We start from the raw sequence: 18743 nt of genomic DNA on the forward strand, positions 1-18743 counted from the left end.
CCTTCGTTCGTAGATGTCAAAAGTTCAGGTTCAGTGGCCGGGCGCCGCTTCGCGGTCCCACGTATCGGGAGTAATGCCTTCGGCCTGCAGGCGGAATTTCTCGACCTTGTCGGTCGGCGTCTTGGGCAGTGCGTCGAGCTGCCGCAGGTAGCGCGGCACCATGAAGCGGGCCATGCGTTCGGCGCAGTGCGCGGCCAGTTCGGGTAGCGTGAGCGTGCTGCAAGGGCGCAGCACCACGCAGGCCATGACCTCCTCCTCGCTCAAGTCGCTGGGCACGCCGAACACGGCGCATTCGAGCACGCCGGGGTGGGATTCGATGCCCATCTCCACCTCGGCGCAGGCAATGTTCTCGCCGCGCCGGCGCACCATGTCCTTGCGCCGGCCGACAAAGTAGTAGTAACCGTCCGCGTCCTCGCGCAGCACGTCGCCGGTGTGGAACCACAGGTCCTTGAAGGCCTGCAGCGTCGCTTCGGGCATGCCGTAGTAGCCCTGTGTGAGCAATGCGGGCTCTTCAGGGCGCACCAGTAGTTCGCCGGGCTCGCCCACGGATACCTCAAAGCCCTGCGCGTCCACCAGGCGCACGCTGAACGCGGCGGCGGGTTGGCCGCACGAGCCCATGCGCCGGGGCGCGTGCAGCGGGGTGAACATGACGCCACCCGCCTCGGTGGAGCCGTACAGCTCCACCAGCCGGCAGCCAAAGCGCTCCTCGAACTGCGGCGCAAACGCGGGCAGCGGCACGCCCCAGCCCAGGCGGGCGCGGTGGTCGCGGTCGCGGGGCGAAGGGGGCTGCTTCCAGAGCATGGTGATGGTGGCGCCCATGAAGTCGAACACCGTGGCCTGCAGCGCGCGCGCCTCGTCCCAGTAGCGCGAGACGCTGAACCGCTCCCCCAGCGCTGCCACGCCACGCAGCAGCAGCGCGGGGGCGATGGTCATCACCGTGGCGTCGAGGTGGAACATGGGGTACGGGCAGTACAGCACGTCGTCGCTGCGCAGCTCCAGCCCGTCGATGAAGAGCTGTGCCTGGCGCAGCACAAAGCGGTGCGGGATCATCGCCGCCTTGGAGCGGCCCGTGGTGCCAGAGGTGTAGAGCAGCAGGCACAGGGCGTCGAACGCCACCTCGGGCCGGGGCAGGTTCGCAGCAGAGGGCTCCACGCCGCGCAAAAGCGCATAGGGTGCACAGCCATCGGGCAGCGGGCCGCCACTGCCCAGCACAAACACGCTGCGGGCCGTCTCGAGCTCGCCCTGCACCTGCGCCCAGGATGCGTGCAGGGTGGCATGGACGATGGCCAGCCGGCTTTCCACCAGGTTGACCGCGCTCGCAAGCGCCGCCCCGCGGAACAGCGTGTTCACGGGCGCGGCCACCGCGCCCAGCTTGGCCAGCGCAAACCACAGCAGCGCCAGCTCGATGCAGTTGGGCAGCATCAGCGTGACGCGGTCGCCCGGCTGCACGTCCTGGGCATGCAGCCCGGCCGCCAGGCGGTCGCTTTCCTCGTCGAACTGGCGGTAAGTCCATTCGCCCGCCGCCATGCGGATGAAGGGGCGGTCCGGCACCTCGGCCGCCGCGCGGCGCAGCTCGTCCCCGAGCGAAGCACAGAAAGAATCGGCCATGGCACTCCTGAAAAGATGTGGACGCACTGGCCAGTGCAAACCACATGCCAGCGCAAACTCAGGGAAGGTGCCTGATAAAACGTCAGAATACGCAACGACCGTTCTAATTTTGAACGTTCAATTTGCTAACACCATGACCAGCAGACAACCGCCCCGAAACGACGAACCCGCACTGCTGGAGCGCCAGCGGCAGCTCATCGAGGAGCTGCAGACCCTGGTCAACCACGTGCCCTACGGCCTGATGGTGCTGGAGCCCGGCGGCGTGGTGCGCCATCTCAACGCGGAGGCCGCGCGCCAGCTGCGCCTGCCGCGCCACCTGGCCCAGGGGCGCACGCTGGGTTCACTGCTGGACTTCGACACCATGGTGGAGCAGGTCTTTCTGACCGGCGAGGGCTACACCGACCGCGAGCGCATCATCTCCACGCCGCGCTTTCAGCTGCATGTGCTGGACAGCGCCGTGCCGGTCAAGGCGGCGGACGGGCGCGTGCTGTCGGTGGTGAACACCTTCCGCGAGATCCAGGGTGCGCACCGGCTGGCCGGGCGGCTGGCGGGCAGCCATGCGCGCCACACCTTTGATTCGGTGCTGGGCAACAGCCCCGCGCTGCGCGCCGCCGTGGCCACGGCGCGCAAGGCCGCGCACGGCACCGCCAACATCCTGCTCAGCGGCGAAAGCGGCACCGGCAAGGAGGTCTTCGCCCAGGCCATCCACAACGAGAGCACCCGCCGCGACGGCCCCTTCATCGCCGTCAACTGCGCTGCCCTGCCCCGCGACCTGATCGAGAGCGAGCTGTTTGGCTACGCGCCCGGCGCCTTCACCGGCGCGCACCGCGAGGGCCGGCCCGGCAAGTTCGAGGCGGCGCAGGGCGGCACGATCTTTCTGGACGAGGTGTCGGAGCTGCCGCTGGACGTGCAGGCCAAGCTGCTGCGCGTGCTGCAGGAGCGCGAGGTGGTGCGCCTGGGCAGCACGCGCGCCGTTGCCATCGATGCGCGGGTCATCACCGCCAGCAACCGCGACCTGCAGGCCCTGGTGGCGCGGCAGGAGTTCCGCGCCGACCTGTACTACCGCTGCCATGTCATCGGCGTCACGCTGCCGCCGCTGCGCGAGCGGCCGGGCGACATCGCCCTGCTGGCCCAGCATTTCCTGGCGCGCTACGCGGCGGCCCTGGGCAAGCCCGCCCGCGAGATTCCGCCCGAGGTGCTGGCGCAGCTGCTGCGCCACCCCTGGCCCGGCAATGTGCGCGAGCTGGAGAACACGCTGGAGCGGCTGGTCAACCTGAGCGACGGTGCGACGCTGGACGCCAGCCTGCTGGCCTGGGGCACACCCGAGGGCGCCGCGCCCGACGCTACCGCCAGCACCGTGGCGCCACCGGCCCCGCGCAGCCTGCGCGAAGCGGAGCGCCAGGCCATTGTGGAGGCGCTGCGCACCCACCGCTTCAACGTGACGCGTGCCGCACAGGCCCTGGGCATCGCCAAGCCCACGCTCTACGCCAAGCTGCGGCTGCACGGCATCGCGCTGGAGAGGCCGCTGGGTGGAACGGGAGCGGTATCAGTTTGATAGCTGGTCGCGCTTTACCACGAATGGCTTCACCTAGTTTCGGCAATGAAATCCATTGGTAGCAAGCGCTGGCAGCTACAAATGCAATAGCAAACGCTATTTCGCCACGTAGTCGTGCCCGTGCGGGTGCAGCGGATGCGCCGGCTCATCCGCCGCCACCGCCGTGTTGGCCCCCGGCACCACCTTGCGCGCAAACAGCGTGTACATGGTGGGCACGACAAAAATGGTGAGCAGCGTGCCCAGCGACATGCCGCCCACGATCACCCAGCCAATCTGCATGCGCGTTTCGGCGCCCGCGCCGGAGGCCAGTGCCAGCGGGATGGCGCCCAGCACCATGGCGCCCGTGGTCATCAGAATGGGGCGCAGGCGCTGGGCCGAGGCCTTGACGAGCGCATCCACCATCTCCATGCCCTGCTCGCGCAGCTGGTTGGTGAACTCCACGATCAGGATGCCGTGCTTGGTGATCAGCCCCACCAGCGTGATCAGCCCGATCTGCGAATACACGTTGATCGAACCCCCGCTCCATTTGAGCGCCAGCAGCGCGCCAATCATGGACATGGGCACCGACACCATGATGACCAGCGGATCAATGAAGCTCTCGAACTGGGCGGCCAGCACCAGGAAGATGAACACCAGCGCCAGCACAAACACGATGCCCAGTGCGCCCTGCGAGCTCTTGAATTCGCGCGAGATGCCGTTCAGGTCGGTGGTGTAGCCCGGCTTGAGCACCTTGGCGGCGGTGGTGTCCATGAAGTTGAGCGCCTCGCCCAGCGAATAGTCGGGCGAAAGGTTGGCGGTGATGGTGGCCGAGCGGCGCTGGCCGAAATGGTTGAGCTCGCGGGGGCTCACGCTTTCGCGCACGTTGACCAGGCTGGACAGCGGGATCATCGCGTCGTTGCGCCCCCGCACGTAGATGGAGTCGATGTTCTCGGGCGTGCTGCGGCCACTGGCGGCGGTCTGCACGATCACGTCGTACTGTTCGGCGTCGCGCTTGTAGCGTGTCACGGTGCGGCCGCCCAGCATGGTTTCAATCGCCTTGGCGACCACGTCCACGCCCACGCCCAGGTCGGCGGCGCGCTCACGGTTGACCTCGATGCGCAGCTCGGGCTTGTTCAGGCGCAGGTCCACGTCGGGCCCGACAATGCCAGGGTTGCGTGCCATCTCGGCAAGAAATGCCGTGGCCACCTGGCTCAGGTTCTCGTAGCTGTCCGATGTCTGGATCACATACGTGAGCGGCCGTGAGCGAAAGCCCTGGCCCAGCGACGGCGGGGTGATGAGAAAGGCGTTGACCCCCGGCAGGCTGGAGACCTTGGGTTGCAATTCGCGGGCGAGTTCCAGCGTGGTGCGGTCGCGCTGCTCCCAGTCCACGGTGCGGTAGATCACGCTGCCCTGCGCCACCGTGGGGTTGCCGATGTTGGCGAACACCCGGTCGAACTCGGGGTAGTCGCGGCCGATTTTCTCCAGCTCCAGCGCATAGCGGTTGGTGTAGTCCAGGGTGGCCCCGTCGGGCGCCGTGACGCTGGCCAGAATGGTGCCCCGGTCTTCGAGCGGAGACAGCTCCTGCCGGATGCTGGGGTACACCAGGACCAGCGCAGCGCCACTGAAGGCCATCACCGCCACCACAATCCAGCGCGCTTGAAAGATCATGCCGCGCACACCTGCGCGCTCGCCACCGGGGCTGCGCCAGCGCGCCGTCACCAGCCAGCGCAGCAGGCGGCCGTAAGCATCTGACAGATTGGTGAGCCAGCGCTCCATCGAACGGTCAAACCAGTTCGGCTTGGGGTTGTGCTTGAGCAGCAGCGAACACATCATGGGTGACAGCGTCAGCGCCACAAAGCCGGACACCACCACCGCCCCGGCCAGCGCCAGCGCAAACTCCATGAACAGCCGCCCCGTGCGCCCTGGCGTGAACGCCAGGGGCGCGTACACGGCCACCAGGGTCAGCGTCATGGCCACAATCGCAAAGCCGATCTCGCGCGCCCCCTTGATGGCCGCCGAGAACGGGTCGAGCCCCTCTTCGATGTGGCGGTAGATGTTCTCCAGCATCACGATGGCGTCGTCCACCACGAGGCCAATGGCCAGCACCAGGGCCAGCAGCGTGAGCGTGTTGATCGAAAACCCTGCCAACGACATCAGCGCAAAGCTGCCCACCAGGCTGACCGGGATGGTGATGATGGGGATGATGGACGCGCGGAAGGTGCGCAGGAACACGAAAATCACCAGCGCCACCAGCACCACGGCCTCGGCAATGGTGGTGTACACGCTCTTGATCGAGCGGTCGATGAAGAGCGAGTTGTCGTTGGCAATGTCGATGCCGATGTCCGGCGGCAGGTCGGCCTGCAGCGTGGGAAGCATCTCGCGCACACCCTTGGAAAGATCCAGCGGGTTGGCCGTGGCCTGGCGGATCACACCCACCGAGATGGCATCGCGTCCGTTGAGCCGCACGCGGCTGCGGTCGCTGGCGGGCCCTTCTTCCACACGCGCCACATCCTTCAGGCGCACCGGAAACCCGTTGACGGTGCGTATCACCACGTTGGAGAACTGTGCGGGCGTGCTCAAATCGGTCTGCGAGGTGACGCTGAACTCGCGCTGCTCGGATTCGATGCGCCCGGCAGGCAGCTCCAGATTGTTGCGGCGGATGGCGTCTTCCACGTCCTGCGTGGTCAGGCGATAGGCCGCCAGGCGCTCCGGGTCAAGCCACACGCGCATGGCGTACTTGCGTTCGCCATAAATCGGCACGTCGGCCACGCCCGTCACGGTCTGCAGGCGGGGCTTGACGATGCGGTTGACGAGGTCGTTGATCTCCAGCGGGCTGCGGGTCTCGCTGCTGAAGGCCAGCCACATCACGGGCGATGCGTCGGCCTCCACCTTGGCGATGACGGGCTCGTCCACCGCGTCGGGCAGGCGGTTGCGCACGCGCGCCGTGCGGTCGCGCACCTCGGCGGCAGCGTTGTCGGCATCCTTTTCAAGGCGAAAGCGCACGCTGATCTGGCTTTGCTCGGCGCGGCTGATCGAGGTGATGACGTCCACGGCGTCGATACCCGCGATGGAGTCCTCCAGCGGCTTGGTGACCTGCGATTCGATCACCTCGGCCGACGCACCCGCGTAGCGCACGCTGACCGTGACCACGGGCTCATCGATCTTGGGGTATTCGCGAACCGACAAACCCGTGAAGCTCACGGCGCCGATGAGCAGGACGAGCAGCGACAGCACGGTCGCAAAAACGGGCCGGCGGATCGAAATTTCAGCGAGTTGCATGGCTGTCCTGAAACGTGTTCATCATGCTGGCTGGCGCTGCGATGCCGGCGCCTTGCCGGCCGGACCGCACGGATTGGGGCCCGGCAGCGGTGCGATCTCGGCCACGGACGATGCCGGCGCCGAGGCCACCTTGCTACGCCCGAGGGGCGCAGGCACGTCGGGCACCGATGCCGCGCCATTGGGGGCGCTGGAGGCAGCGCCTTGCGGGGCCGGGCTGCCCAGCTCCACCACCCGCACAGCCGTGCCATCCCGCTGCACACGTTGCTGCCCCGCAGTCACCACCAAGTCACCTACAGCCAGGCCTTCCACCACTTCCACCAGCCCAGGAACCCGGGTGCCCAGCGTGACCGGCGTGCGCTGTGTGATGCGCGTGCCGGGCTCTTTGCCATCGACGATCTTGAGCACGTAAGGGCTGGCGCCATCCGGCACGATGGCCTCTTCAGGAATCACGCGGGCATCACTGCGCTCTGAAAACACCGCCGTGACGCGCGCGAACATGCCAGGGCGCAGCTGCAGGCGCCGGTTGTCAATGCAACCGCGCACCGCCACGGAACGGCCGTCGGCATCGATCTGGGGGTTGATGGCCTGCACCACGGCGCTGTAGCGCACGCCGGGCAAGGCGTCAAAAGCCACTTGGGCGCTCTGGCCGGTGCGGACCTTGCCCTGCAGCCGCTCGGGCAGGCGGAAATCGACGTACACCGCGTCCAGGTCTTCGACATTGACGATGTCCGCGCCGTCCTTGAGGTAGTCGCCCACGTTCACGCCCCTGATGCCGGCAATGCCATCAAACGGCGCCACGATCTTCAGGCGCGAGGCGGTAGCCTGCGCGAGCGACAGCTTGGCACGCGCCACCTGCAGGTTGGCGGCACTTTCATCCACCGAACGCTGGCTGATGAAGCCCTGGGCCACCAGCTCCTCATTGCGCTTGTGGTTGGCCTGGGCAATGGACAGTTCGGCCTGGCTTTGCTGGACCTGCGCGCGGGGCAACTGGTCGTCAAACTGCACCAGCACCTGGCCGCGCCGCACACGCTCGCCATCGCGGAAGTTCAGCGCCGTGATGCGCCCACTCACCTCGGGGCGCAAAACCACACTCTGGCGCGACCGCAGGCTGCCCACGGCCTCGGCATCATCGCGCAGGGCCATCTGGCGCACGGCCACGGCCTCCACCGCCACGGGGCGGCCCGCCCCACCCGCCCTGGCCGCACCATTTGCGGGCGCATTGCCTGCGGCGGCCGCCTCGGTGCGCTGCTCAGGCCGTTGGAGCCACCACGCGACACCAGAAGCGGCAGCGATGCCGATGACCGCGAAAACGATGTATTTGTTCTTGGACGCCATGGATCAGTGAAAGCGGGTGATGGGAGAAGCACGACCGAACAATGTATCAGTGCGTGTCTTGCGCCGCAGCAAACCCGAACAAGACCCCAAGGACAATCGCGGAAGATTTACGCAGGCTTTACATGCCCCGGGCACAAAAAAAGCCCCGAGGGGCCTTTTGAAGCAACGCACATGCTCCGTGGAAGCGGTGAGCGCAGCCCTACGCGCGCCCCTGGGCCTTTTCAACCCCCCGGTTGGCCAAGGCATCGGCGCGCTCGTTGCCAGGATCGCCGGAATGTCCTTTAACCCATCGCCATTCAATGCGATGGCCACCCGTGCTGACCAGCGCGTCCAGCCGCTGCCACAGCTCCACGTTCTTGACCGGCTGCCGCGAGGCCGTGCGCCAGCCCTTGGCCTTCCAGCCGTGAATCCACTCGGTGATGCCCTTGCGCACGTACTCGCTGTCAAGGTACAGCGTCACCGCGCAAGGCCGCTTCAGCGCTGACAGCGCTTCGATCACGGCCATCAGCTCCATGCGGTTGTTGGTGGTGCCCAGCTCGCCGCCAAACAGCTCTTTCTCCGTCGACCCGGAGCGCAACCAAGCGCCCCAACCGCCAGGACCGGGGTTGCCTTTGCAGGCGCCATCTGTATATATCTCTACCTGGTTCAAACTATGTCCTATCTATTTTGTCAGTACCTGTGGCCGCCCTGGAAATCTGCGCAGGAGCCACGCGGTTGGCTACGGGCACCGTCGCCGCAGACCGCTGCCGGCCCGACCGCCATGCAGGCTCCAGCAGCCGCATGCCGTGCACCCGTTTCACTGCCACCAGAAAATATGCGGCTCCCAGAATAGGCCACCAGCGCTCGCCCCATGGGTCCATGAAGTCAAAACGTTCCAGCCACTGGGTGCTGCGCACCGCGGGACGATAGCAGCCAAACCGGGCCGATTCGACCTCGAAACTCAAAAGCCTGAGCCAGTCTCGCAGGCGCCGGTAACCAATGAACTCGCCCACGTCCGGCAGGTACAAGGTTCCCTTGCCCCCGCTCACGCGCTGGACCATGCGCGCACGCCACTGGCGCAGCCCCCAGAGGCTGGTGGGATTCAGGCCGCTGATGACGACCCGGCCCTCGGGCACCAGCACGCGCTCCACTTCGCGCAGGGCCGCGTGGGGGTCGATGCTCAGCTCCAGGGTATGGGGCAGTACAAGCAGGTCCAGGCTCGCTGCAGCGAACGGCAGGGCCACGGGCTCTGCCAGCAGATTCACCGGGCGGCGCTGCAGGGCGTCATCGCCAGCCCCGTTCTCCACACAGGCGATGGAACCGTGCACTGCCTCCTGCCCCAGGCCCAGCCATTGGTGGGGCATGCGGTTGGCCCGCAGGCCATCGAGCAGCGGCATTCCAAGCTGCAGGCTGTGGTAGCCAAAGATATCCGCCACCGCTTCATCGAAACGCGCCTGCTCCCAGGCGAGCAGGTAGCGGCCCGGCGGGGAGTCGAACCAGTGGTGCAAACCTATAATTTGATCGCTCATGAACTTGCTGCCGCTACCCGCCTTTACCGACAACTACATCTGGATGCTGCACGACGGCCGCCAGGCGATCGTTGTGGACCCGGGAGATTCCGCGCCTGTGCTGCAGGCCCTGCAGCACCTTGGCGTGCAGTTGAAGGCCATTCTAGTCACGCACCACCATGCCGATCATGTCGGCGGTGTGGATGCCCTGCGCAGCGCCACCGGCGCCGTGGTCTACGGCCCCGCACGCGAAAAAATCCCCGAGCCGCTGCACCGCTTGGCGCACGGTGATGCCGTGGAAACCATGGGACTTCGGTTCGCAGTCATTGATGTGCCTGGCCATACCGCTGGCCACATTGCCTACTACTGCCCCGACATCGACGGGGAGCCTCTGCTGTTCTGCGGCGACACGCTTTTTTCGGGGGGCTGTGGTCGGCTTTTTGAAGGCACCCCTGCCCAGATGCTGGACTCCCTGGACGCGCTGGCCGCTTTGCCCGGCAACACGCGGGTATGCTGCACCCACGAGTACACGCTCTCCAACCTGAAATTTGCGCGGGCGGTGGAACCCGGCAATGCGGCATTGCTCCACTACAGCAGCCATTGCGAGGCACTGCGGTCCAAAGACCAGCCCACGCTGCCCTCGCGCATGGCGCTCGAGCGTGACATCAACCCCTTCCTGCGCGTGCGTCAGCCTGCGGTGGCCCTTGCCGCCCACAGCCACGACGCGCAGGTGAACAAAGACGATGCCGTGGCGGTACTGGCCGCCCTGCGTCAATGGAAAAACGAGTTCCGATGAAAATTCTGCACATCGCCTGCCTGGCCTGCACGCTCTGGCTCACAGGCTGCGCCACCACCGGGCCCTCGCAGGACAGCGCGGCGGGTACCACCCCCGCCTCCCCCACCGGCACGCCGGCCGCAGCGCCACATACCCCTGTCATCCCCAACGGCCCGCTCCGGCCCATCACGGCTGCGCAGGCTGCCAGCGGCGAAGTGGCGTCGCTCTCCACCCCTGCCGACCTCTGGGACCGTATCCGGCGCGGCTTTGCGATGCCGGACCTGCAGCACGAGCTGGTGCAGGACCGCGAGCAGTGGTACGCCACACGCCCCGACTACATGCAACGCATGACCGAGCGCTCCAGCAAATACCTGTTCCACATCGTCGAAGAACTGGAGCGGCGCGGCATGCCCACCGAGCTGGCGCTGCTGCCCTACATCGAAAGCGCGTTCAACCCGCAGGCCGTGTCCCACGCCAAGGCTGCGGGCATGTGGCAGTTCATGCCCGCCACGGGCAGTTATTTCGACCTCAAGCAGAACGCGTTCCGCGACGACCGCCGCGACGTTCTGGCATCCACCCGCGCAGCGCTCGACTACCTGCAAAAGCTCCATGGCATGTTTGGCGATTGGCACCTGGCGCTGGCCGCCTACAACTGGGGCGAAGGCAGTGTGGGCCGGGCCATTGCCCGCAACCAGAAGCAGGGGCTGGGCACCAGCTACACGGACCTGAGCATGCCGGCCGAGACGCGCATGTATGTGCCCAAGCTGCAGGCCGTCAAGAACATTGTGGCCAACCCCGAAGCCTTTCGCACCGAGCTGCCGCTGATCGAGAACCACCCCTACTTCCAGACGGTGGACATCACCCACGACATTGATGTGGCCCTGGTGGCCACGCTGGCAGGCATACGCCAGGAAGATTTCCGCGCCCTGAACCCTTCCTTCCACCGGCCGGTCATTCTGGCTGCCGGCACGCCGCAGATCCTGCTGCCCTGGGACAATGCCAAGGTGTTCCAGCGCAATCTGGAGGCGCGCAGGGAAGGCCAGTACGCCAGCTGGACGGTGTGGTCGGTGCCCTCCACCATGACGGTGGCCGAGGCCGCGCAGCGGGCAGGCATGAGCGAGCACGATCTTCGCAGCGTCAACAACATCCCGCCGCGCATGCTGATCAAGGCGGGCTCCGCACTCATGGTGCCGCGCTCTTCCGCCGTGCGCCAGGATGTGTCGCCGCAGCTGGCGGACAACGGGCAGATCGCATTTGCGCCCGAGATCGTCACCCGGCGCACCACGGTGCGGGCCCGCAAGGGCGAAACCGTTGCCAGCATTGCACGCCGTTACAAGCTCAGCGCTGCCAGCGTGGCCGACTGGAACGATGTGCGCGCCAACGCAGCGTTCAAACTGGGGCAGGAGGTGGTGATGTACCTGCCGGTACGCCAGGCCACCCAGGCGCGCGGAACGGTTGCGCGCGCCGCACCGGCCAAGCGTTCAGCACCACCTGCGCGTCGCGGTGGCACGCCCTCAAAAAAGCGCCGCTGACGCCGCCGCTCAGAATTTGAGCGAGTGCATGCCCAGCAACCCCAGAATCCCCATGATGATGAGGTACAGCGCCACAATGGTGCTGAGCAGGCGGGGCATCACAAGAATCAGAATGCCGGCGATCAGGGATACCAGCGGGCCGATGCTGAGGGTGAAGGTCATGGTGAAGCAATCCTTGAGATGTGAATGACGGGTACACCGAGGCTACGGCACACCGAACGCCGACGAATGTAAGCCATCTTCCCGTTCCAGCCCGAACACCAGGCTGGCGGCAGCCGCCACCCCGCCATAACATCACCATCCCATCACCATCACCTCGCCATCGGCCACGCAGCCGCCCGACGAACCGGGCGCACCACCTCGTCAGACATTGAATTTCTGGCGCGCCTTGCGGACGAAATCGTTGGTATAGGTGCGCGACAGGTCCACCCTGGCGTCCCCGAGTTCGGGGTGCGCCCTTGACAGCGCGCGCAACGCGGTGGCCGCACCATCATCGGGCATCATGCCGTTGGTCGAATAGGTTTCACGCACCCGCCCAAAAGCTGCCAGATACAGGCCACGGTCGCCCATGAGGTAGGCCGGCGGCACCGCTTTCACAAGGTCCGCAGGGGCAGCCGTTTGCAGCCACTTGAGGGCATGCACGATACCGTTCGCCAATGCCTGGGCCTGGGCGGGCTGCTTGTGCACAAAGGCCTGTGGTGCATAGATGCAGCCAGCCGGCATGGCGCCACCCAACATGTCCTGCGCGGTCTTGAGCGACCGCATGTCGCCTGCAATGCGGGTGTCGGCCTTTTGCTCCAGCAGCGTCATGAGCGGATCTGCGTGGCACAGCGCATGGACCTGGCCTGCGCGCAGCGCGTTCATGGCAGCCACGCCCGAACCCACACCCACATACGCCACGTCGCCCTGGCCCATGCCGGCACGCGCCAGCAGCAGCGTGGCCGCCAGGTGCGTGGATGAGCCGACCGAAGACACGCCAATGCGCCTCCCGCGCAGATCAGACAAATCCTTGTAAGACGGCAGCGCGCGGAGCGACACCCCCAACGCCAGCTGCGGGGCACGCCCGAGCAGCACCAGCGAACGATAGGCCTGGCCGCGCACCTGCTGGCGGAGGGTGTGCTCGAACGCCCCGGCACAGACATCGGCCGTGCCCTCTTGTACGGCCTGCAGCGCCATCGCCCCGGCAGAGAAATCGCGCACCCGCACGTCCAGGCCCTCTGCCCGGAAGTAACCCAGCTGGTCAGCCAGTGCCAGAGGGAGGTGGTACAGCACCCCCTGGCCACCCACTGCAATGGTCACCGCGCCCAGCGCCGGGACTTCGGGTTGTGCCGCGCGCACCACGGCGGGCAGGCACACCGCTGCCGCCGACAGGGCGGAAAGGGCACCAAAGGCGCGACGGGTCAGCGGAGATCGGTTCATGAACTGGGAAGAATGGGCTAATGCTGCACTGCAACAATCGTGCCGCAACGCGAGCGATCCCGCATCAGGGTGAATCCCACCGGGTTTCTACGTACCAGGCCCTCCGGCCTCGGGATCACCGGTATCCCAGAAACAGGATGGCGATGTTGACCAGAAACGCCGCGGCCCACACCGCGCTGCGCACGGTCGGCATGTCGGAGACATACATCAGGATGTAGAAGATGCGAAGCATCACGTACAGCAGCGCCAGCATGTCCAGCAGCGTCTGCCCTGCACCCAGCAGGTGCGCAATGATGACCGCACCGATGAAAAACGGCAAAGCCTCGAAACTGTTGGCCTGCGCGGCATTGGCACGGGCGCGCCAGTCGGCCTGCCGCGCCATCCATGCGCGGGGATCATGGTTGTCGTACCCGCCGTCCTTGAGCGACTTGCCAAAGCTGCCGCTCTTGGCCAGCCAGGCGCAACCGATGGGCAAAAGGGCCGCGATCAGCACGCACCAGTAAGCCACTGTGAACCGTGCGACATGCATGGTGGTATTCATTTTTAAGCCTTTTTGGGCTCCAGCGCTTGATAGTCAAGCGCCAGCAGCTATTAAATTGTGAGTATTCTAGCTGCGGCGGAGCCCGATTGTGCGAGCCCGCTGGCTACCGCCGGTCCACCAGCGCATGCGCAATCGTGCCCAGGTCCACGTACTCGAGCTCGCTGCCCACGGGCACACCGCGCGCCAGCCGGGTGACATGCACCCCCCGGCTCCTGAGAGCCTCGCTGACTACATGGGCCGTGGCCTCGCCTTCAGCATTGAAATTGGTGGCCAGAATGACCTCCTGCACCGTACCGTCCGTGGCGCGGTCCATGAGCTTCTGGATCCCGATTTCCTTGGGCCCGATGCCATCGAGCGGGCTCAAGCGGCCCATCAGCACGAAGTACAGACCCTTGAACGCGCCCGTACGCTCCAGCGCCGCCTGGTCGGCCGGCGTCTCCACCACACACAGCCGCGTGGCATCGCGCTCAGGATCGAGACAGGTGCTGCACACCTCGGCCTCGGTGAACGTGTGGCACCGCGCACAGTGGTGCACCGTGTCCACCGCCTCCGAGAGCGCCCGCGACAGGGCCAGCGCCCCTTCGCGGTCATGCTGCAGCAGATGAAACGCCATGCGCTGCGCAGACTTCACCCCCACCCCCGGCAAGCGGCGCAGCGCCTGGATCAGAACGTCGAGGGAGTTGGTGGTGGACATGGTTAGCAGGCGATGCGGATGAGCGGGCAGACAAGAGCGGTGCCAAGCTTCGACAGGCTCAGCCCGAACGGTGGTTGGGGCATTAAGCAAACTCTCACGAAGGCTTTCACACCCCGCCCTCAAGGGCGTAGCGAGCGCCTGCCAGGCTAGGCGGACGGAGCACAGCAACCGGAACGTACTTGCCTAGTACCTGAGGATTGCGAGCACCGCCCAACGACGCATGGCTGGCGCGCAGTAGCCAACCCTTAGAAAGGGAATTTCATGCCGCCGGGGAGGCCTGGCATGCCTTGGGTCAGCTTGCCCATCTTCTCCGCCGAAGTCTCTTCCGCCTTGCGCACCGCAGCATTGAACGCCGCCGCAACCAGATCTTCCAGCATGTCCTTGTCTTCGGCCAGCAGGCTCGGGTCGATGGTGATGCGCTTGACGTCGTGTTTGCAGGTCATCACCACCTTCACCAGGCCCGCGCCCGATTCACCCTCCACTTCGATGAAGGCCAGTTCGTCCTGGGCCTTCTTGAGGTTGTCCTGCATCGCCTGGGCCTGCTTCATGAGGCCAGCAAGTTGTCCTTTGTTGAACATGGTGTGATTTCCTTTGCTTTCTTTCTGGTTGATCGATTCCCACGAAGGGAGAGAGATTCGGTATCCGAGATGCACGGTATTGTGCTGTGCAATGTCAGCGGCCGTCGAAACTGGCTCACGCCAATCCGGTGCACTCGTGGAGCTGGCTTTGCCAGGCCACCGAGTGCGTCCCCCTCCCGCGAAGCGAGAGAGGGGGAAGGCGCCGCAGGCGACTCAGGGGGCGCTTCATCTCACGCAGGCTTGATGCTGCCCGGCACGATTCTCGCGCCAAGGTCGCGCACCAGCGACTGCACATAGGGGTCGTTGTTCACAATCTCCTCAGCACGGCGCTGGCGCTCGGCAGCGGCAGCGGCATTGCGGCGGGCGGGGCTGTCAATGACGTGGCCCACCTCCACACTGATCTGGGTGGCGTGGCCCGCAGCCTCCAGCGCGGCGCGCAGGCGCTCGCGTGCAGTAGGCTGGTTCAGCGACTCACGCTCCACGCGCAACAGCCAGTGGCCACCGTCGCGCGCCACCAGCTGCGATTGCAGGGCCAGCTCGCGCACCAGGGCGGTAATCGATTCTGCCGCCACCATCTGCTGCACAGTGGCATGCCAGACATCGCCCTCCTCGGTGGGCGTGTAGCGCGCCGAGACAGGCGTGGGCGCAGAAAGCGGCAACGGTTGCAGACGCTCCCCTGGTTCGGGCGATTCACGCACCGGGATTGCTACATATTCAGGAGCGCCTTGCGCTTGCTGAGGTTGCGCTGGACGCTGATTTTGTCCAAATCTCTCGGGCGTACGCACCGGCAGTGCCGTGGCGGCGGAGTTTGCAGGTGATGCGGCACCCGGCTCTTCAGAACCTGGCCAGGGTGGTGGTTCCGAAGAGTCCACGGATTCGCCGGGTTCTGCAGAAATCTCCGGGGGCAATGCTGGCGAAGCACCTGCTGCAGGCGCTGCGGGAGGCACCGCTGGTGGCACCTGGGGAGCAGGCGCGGGCGTCGGCGCCATTCGCGCCACGGGGGCTGGCACCGCCACGGCAGCCGCTGCGAGAGCGGCAGAAACCGCAACTGCTGGGCTGGAAGACGCCGCTTCAGCCCGCGTCAGAGTTTTTTTTTCAGCCGATTCGCCAACGCCGCCAACACCGCTTACAGGCTTGAACGCCAGCAAGCGCAGCAGCACCATGGTCAGTGCCGCGTACTCATCGGGCGCCAGGCCCAGTTCACCGCGCCCGTGCAGGCACAGGCTGTAGAGCAGCTGGGTTTCGTCAGCAGGCATCAGCGCGGCCAGGCGGGCCGTTTCTGCGGCCTCGGGGTCGTCGGCATCCACGGCGCCTGCCATCTGGGGCACGGCCTGGAACACCGCCATGCGCTGCAGCACGGCGCTCATTTCTTCGAGCGTGGAGGCGGCCGACAGGCCATTGAGACGCAGCATGTCCGAAGTTTCCACCACGGTCTTGCCGTCGCCCTCGGCCAACGCGCCGATGAGGCGGAACACATAGGAGCGGTCCACCGCGCCCAGCATCTGGCGCACGGCGGCTTCCTGCAACTGGCCGCTGCCAAAAGCGATGGCCTGGTCGGTGAGCGACAGCGCATCGCGCATGGAGCCCCGCGCAGCGCGCGAGAGCAGGCGCAGCGCCTGGGGCTCGGACGATACGTTTTCCGATGCCAGCACCTGCGTGAGGTGCGAGAGCACGGTTTCGGGCGCCATCGGGCGCAGGTTGAACTGCAGACAGCGGCTCAGCACGGTCACCGGCACCTTCTGCGGGTCGGTTGTGGCCAGCACAAACTTGAGGTACTCGGGAGGCTCTTCCAGCGTCTTGAGCATGGCGTTGAACGCCGTGTTCGTGAGCATGTGCACTTCGTCAATCATGAAGACCTTGAAGCGGCCCTGCACTGGCTTGTAGACCGCCTGCTCCAGCAGGCTCTGCACTTCGTCCACACCCCGATTGGATGCGGCATCGAGCTCGGTGTAATCGGGAAAGCGGCCACTATCGATGTCCGTGCACGCCGAGCACACGCCGCAGGGTGTGGCGGTGATGCCGCCCTGACCGTCGGGCCCCTGGCAGTTGAGCGATTTGGCCAGAATGCGCGACACCGTCGTCTTGCCCACACCCCGCGTGCCTGTGAACAGGTAGGCATGGTGCAGGCGCTGTGTGTTGAGCGCATTGGTGAGGGCCTGCACCACATGCTCCTGCCCCACCATTTCGGTGAAATTGCGGGGGCGGTACTTGCGGGCGAGCACGAGGTAGGACATCAGGCAGATTCTACGGGCTGTGCCGAGTGTCCTTCCAGCGCCCACGGCAGCGGGGCTGTTCAGAAAAGTGCATCCGCATCCGTCGTACAATCGACGGTGACGGGCCTCCTCGCATGGTGAAGCGGCCAACCGGGTCAGGTGGGGAACCAAGCAGCCCTAACTGTGGAGTCAGTGCCGGGGGTAAGGCTCGTCAACTTCTTTTTTTGCGCTGTCGCGCAGCCCCCTCCCAGCGGCGACATCCTTCGCGATGTCCCCTTGCCTGGCAAGGCCAGGCCCTTCGCCCCAGGCGCAAGCCCCTTTCGTTCAGCGAGCTCAAGCTCCGGCTGCTTGGCGCAGCCAGTGCAGCGCGCCCAACCCCGCCACACGGCCACTGGCCAAGCTGGCCGTGAGCAGATAGCCCCCGGTGGGCGCCTCCCAATCGAGCATTTCGCCCGCACAGAACACGCCCGGTAAGGCATGGGCCATGAGGTGCGCGTCCAGCGCCTCAAAAGCCACACCACCGGCGGTGCTGATGGCTTCGTCGATGGGCCGTGTGGCCACGACCGTGATGGGCAGTGCCTTGATGGCGTGTGCCAGAGCCACCGGGTCGTTCATGCCGTCCTTGCCCAGGTGTTCATACAGGATGCCCGCCTTGATGCCATCGAGCCCCAGACGGCTCTTGAGGTGGCTGGACAATGAACGTGATCCGCGTGGATGGCGCACTTCCACCAGCACGCGTTCCGGCGTGTGGTCGGGCAGCAAATCCAGATGAAAAGTGGCATGGCCGTGGGCCTCGATCTCATCGCGCAGCAGGTGCGACGCGGCGTAGACCAGGCTGCCCTCGACGCCTGTCGCTGTGGCCACGAATTCACCTCTGCGGCTGAACGTGCGGCCCTGGCTGTCGGTGAAAGCCAGCGCCACCGTCTTGAAGGGCTGGCCGGCAAAACGCTCGACAAAATGGGGCGTCCAGCCCACAGCGGGAGCGGGGGTGCGGCCGATCAGCTCCTGCAAGAACGCGCGGCGCGTCTCACCCGCCGGCGCATCGGCGCGCAGCACGTCAAAACCACAGTTGGAGGGCCGCAGCGGCGCCACGGCCACACCGCGCTGCGCCAGCAGCGGCACCCAGGCACCATCCGACCCCAGGCGTGCCCAGCTGCCACCGCCCAGCGCCAACACCACCGACCTGGCGACCACTGGCACCTCGCCCGCAGGGGCTGCAAAACGCAGGGCACCATCGTCCGACCAGCCCAGCCAGCGGTGTCGCATGTGGAACACCACGCCCTGCCCGCGCAGGCGCTGCAACCAGGCGCGCAGCAAGGGCGCGGCCTTCATGTCGGCGGGGAACACGCGGCCGGAGGTGCCCACGAAGGTCTCTACACCCAGGCCTTGCGCCCAGGCCCGGACCTCGGGCCCGCCAAATTCCTGCAGCAAAGGTTCGAGCTGAGGCTGGCGCTCTGCATAGCGGCTGACAAACGGAGCATGGGGCTCGGAATGTGTGAGGTTGAGCCCGCCCTTGCCCGCCAGCAGAAATTTGCGCCCCACCGAAGGCATGGCGTCAAACAGATGAACGGCCACCCCCGCCTGGGCCAGCACCTCGGCCGCCATCAGGCCCGCCGGGCCACCGCCGACGATGGCCACATCGCACCGCAAAGTCCCCGCAGGCAGGGCTGGTGCGACGGGTGAATCGGAAGGAGAAAGGGTGTGAGACACGGGAGAACCTTGCTAAAAGTGGGGGCGTTGCGCGGGTT

Annotated in this window: 15 protein-coding genes and 1 other RNA gene; 4 read left to right on the plus strand and 12 right to left on the minus strand. The window is 66.2% G+C overall.

Annotated elements, in window-relative coordinates; genetic code table 11:
* Nucleotides 1–30: 30 nt before the first annotated feature.
* On the minus strand, nt 31–1608 hold the full coding sequence (locus tag AAFF19_RS15275; protein ID WP_342720499.1) for an AMP-binding protein: 1578 nt from the start codon (nt 1606–1608) through the stop codon (nt 31–33).
* A 133-nt stretch (nt 1609–1741) separates the two neighbouring features.
* On the opposite strand from AAFF19_RS15275, the gene AAFF19_RS15280 reads away from it, so the two are divergent.
* The gene (locus AAFF19_RS15280; protein ID WP_342720500.1) at nt 1742–3163 is read left to right on the plus strand and encodes a sigma 54-interacting transcriptional regulator; all 1422 of its coding nucleotides are present in this window, start codon (nt 1742–1744) and stop codon (nt 3161–3163) included.
* A gap of 96 nt (nt 3164–3259) precedes the next feature.
* Here the strand turns inward: AAFF19_RS15280 and AAFF19_RS15285 are convergent, their stop codons facing one another.
* From AAFF19_RS15285 to AAFF19_RS15300, 4 genes are all read right to left on the minus strand, one after another.
* A complete protein-coding gene (locus AAFF19_RS15285; RefSeq protein WP_008906776.1) occupies nt 3260–6421 on the minus strand; it encodes an efflux RND transporter permease subunit in 3162 nt (1053 codons plus the stop codon).
* 21 nt (nt 6422–6442) lie between these two features.
* A complete protein-coding gene (locus AAFF19_RS15290; RefSeq protein ID WP_182118463.1) occupies nt 6443–7756 on the minus strand; it encodes an efflux RND transporter periplasmic adaptor subunit in 1314 nt (437 codons plus the stop codon).
* Nucleotides 7757–7955: 199 nt separating this feature from the next.
* Nucleotides 7956–8405 (minus strand): ribonuclease HI, encoded by a 450-nt coding sequence (gene rnhA, locus AAFF19_RS15295; protein ID WP_008906774.1) that lies wholly within the window; start codon nt 8403–8405, stop codon nt 7956–7958.
* Between the two features lies 1 nt (nt 8406).
* Complete coding sequence (locus AAFF19_RS15300; RefSeq protein ID WP_342720501.1) at nt 8407–9264, minus strand: methyltransferase domain-containing protein; 858 nt, start codon at nt 9262–9264, stop codon at nt 8407–8409.
* On the opposite strand from AAFF19_RS15300, the gene gloB reads away from it, so the two are divergent.
* Both gloB and AAFF19_RS15310 read left to right on the plus strand, forming a co-directional pair.
* Nucleotides 9263–10039: a hydroxyacylglutathione hydrolase gene (gloB, locus tag AAFF19_RS15305; protein ID WP_182118460.1), complete on the plus strand. Its 777-nt coding sequence runs from the start codon at nt 9263–9265 to the stop codon at nt 10037–10039. The genes AAFF19_RS15300 and gloB overlap by 2 nt on opposite strands.
* Entirely contained in the window at nt 10036–11550 is a 1515-nt protein-coding gene (locus tag AAFF19_RS15310) for a transglycosylase SLT domain-containing protein (RefSeq protein ID WP_342720502.1), read from the plus strand. The genes gloB and AAFF19_RS15310 overlap by 4 nt, the downstream gene beginning before the upstream one ends.
* Nucleotides 11551–11559: 9 nt before the next feature.
* On the opposite strand, the gene AAFF19_RS15315 is transcribed toward AAFF19_RS15310, so the two are convergent.
* The 6 genes from AAFF19_RS15315 to dnaX form a co-directional block, all read right to left on the minus strand.
* Complete coding sequence (locus AAFF19_RS15315; RefSeq protein WP_008906770.1) at nt 11560–11712, minus strand: DUF3096 domain-containing protein; 153 nt, start codon at nt 11710–11712, stop codon at nt 11560–11562.
* A gap of 201 nt (nt 11713–11913) precedes the next feature.
* Nucleotides 11914–12969 (minus strand): ABC transporter substrate-binding protein, encoded by a 1056-nt coding sequence (locus AAFF19_RS15320; RefSeq protein WP_342720503.1) that lies wholly within the window; start codon nt 12967–12969, stop codon nt 11914–11916.
* Nucleotides 12970–13084: 115 nt separating this feature from the next.
* A complete protein-coding gene (locus tag AAFF19_RS15325; RefSeq protein WP_008906768.1) occupies nt 13085–13510 on the minus strand; it encodes an MAPEG family protein in 426 nt (141 codons plus the stop codon).
* Nucleotides 13511–13613: 103 nt separating this feature from the next.
* Nucleotides 13614–14204 (minus strand): recombination mediator RecR, encoded by a 591-nt coding sequence (recR, locus tag AAFF19_RS15330; protein ID WP_342720504.1) that lies wholly within the window; start codon nt 14202–14204, stop codon nt 13614–13616.
* Nucleotides 14205–14449: 245 nt separating this feature from the next.
* Nucleotides 14450–14782 (minus strand): YbaB/EbfC family nucleoid-associated protein, encoded by a 333-nt coding sequence (locus AAFF19_RS15335; protein ID WP_008906766.1) that lies wholly within the window; start codon nt 14780–14782, stop codon nt 14450–14452.
* Nucleotides 14783–15012: 230 nt separating this feature from the next.
* On the minus strand, nt 15013–17016 hold the full coding sequence (dnaX, locus tag AAFF19_RS15340; protein ID WP_342720505.1) for a DNA polymerase III subunit gamma/tau: 2004 nt from the start codon (nt 17014–17016) through the stop codon (nt 15013–15015).
* A 98-nt stretch (nt 17017–17114) separates the two neighbouring features.
* Between dnaX and ffs the strand changes: the two genes are divergently transcribed.
* An RNA gene (ffs, locus tag AAFF19_RS15345) (signal recognition particle sRNA small type) lies at nt 17115–17211 on the plus strand.
* Nucleotides 17212–17328: 117 nt separating this feature from the next.
* On the opposite strand, the gene AAFF19_RS15350 is transcribed toward ffs, so the two are convergent.
* Nucleotides 17329–18660, minus strand: a complete 1332-nt coding sequence (locus AAFF19_RS15350) for a TIGR03862 family flavoprotein (RefSeq protein WP_342721864.1) — start codon at nt 18658–18660, stop codon at nt 17329–17331.
* Nucleotides 18661–18743: the final 83 nt, after the last annotated feature.

The organism is Acidovorax sp. FHTAMBA (genome assembly GCF_038958875.1).
In the GTDB taxonomy this organism is placed as follows: domain Bacteria; phylum Pseudomonadota; class Gammaproteobacteria; order Burkholderiales; family Burkholderiaceae_C; genus Acidovorax.

What these genes read in the sequence shown, in the direction of transcription:
- AAFF19_RS15275 (WP_342720499.1), bottom strand. Translation starts at nt 1,608, where the DNA reads ATGGCCGATTCTTTCTGTGCTTCGCTCGGGGACGAGCTGCGCCGCGCG.
- AAFF19_RS15280 (WP_342720500.1), top strand. Translation starts at nt 1,742, where the DNA reads ATGACCAGCAGACAACCGCCCCGAAACGACGAACCCGCACTGCTGGAG.
- AAFF19_RS15285 (WP_008906776.1), bottom strand. Translation starts at nt 6,421, where the DNA reads ATGCAACTCGCTGAAATTTCGATCCGCCGGCCCGTTTTTGCGACCGTG.
- AAFF19_RS15290 (WP_182118463.1), bottom strand. Translation starts at nt 7,756, where the DNA reads ATGGCGTCCAAGAACAAATACATCGTTTTCGCGGTCATCGGCATCGCT.
- gloB (WP_182118460.1), top strand. Translation starts at nt 9,263, where the DNA reads ATGAACTTGCTGCCGCTACCCGCCTTTACCGACAACTACATCTGGATG.
- AAFF19_RS15300 (WP_342720501.1), bottom strand. Translation starts at nt 9,264, where the DNA reads ATGAGCGATCAAATTATAGGTTTGCACCACTGGTTCGACTCCCCGCCG.
- AAFF19_RS15310 (WP_342720502.1), top strand. Translation starts at nt 10,036, where the DNA reads ATGAAAATTCTGCACATCGCCTGCCTGGCCTGCACGCTCTGGCTCACA.
- AAFF19_RS15315 (WP_008906770.1), bottom strand. Translation starts at nt 11,712, where the DNA reads ATGACCTTCACCCTCAGCATCGGCCCGCTGGTATCCCTGATCGCCGGC.
- AAFF19_RS15320 (WP_342720503.1), bottom strand. Translation starts at nt 12,969, where the DNA reads ATGAACCGATCTCCGCTGACCCGTCGCGCCTTTGGTGCCCTTTCCGCC.
- AAFF19_RS15325 (WP_008906768.1), bottom strand. Translation starts at nt 13,510, where the DNA reads ATGAATACCACCATGCATGTCGCACGGTTCACAGTGGCTTACTGGTGC.
- recR (WP_342720504.1), bottom strand. Translation starts at nt 14,204, where the DNA reads ATGTCCACCACCAACTCCCTCGACGTTCTGATCCAGGCGCTGCGCCGC.
- AAFF19_RS15335 (WP_008906766.1), bottom strand. Translation starts at nt 14,782, where the DNA reads ATGTTCAACAAAGGACAACTTGCTGGCCTCATGAAGCAGGCCCAGGCG.
- dnaX (WP_342720505.1), bottom strand. Translation starts at nt 17,016, where the DNA reads ATGTCCTACCTCGTGCTCGCCCGCAAGTACCGCCCCCGCAATTTCACC.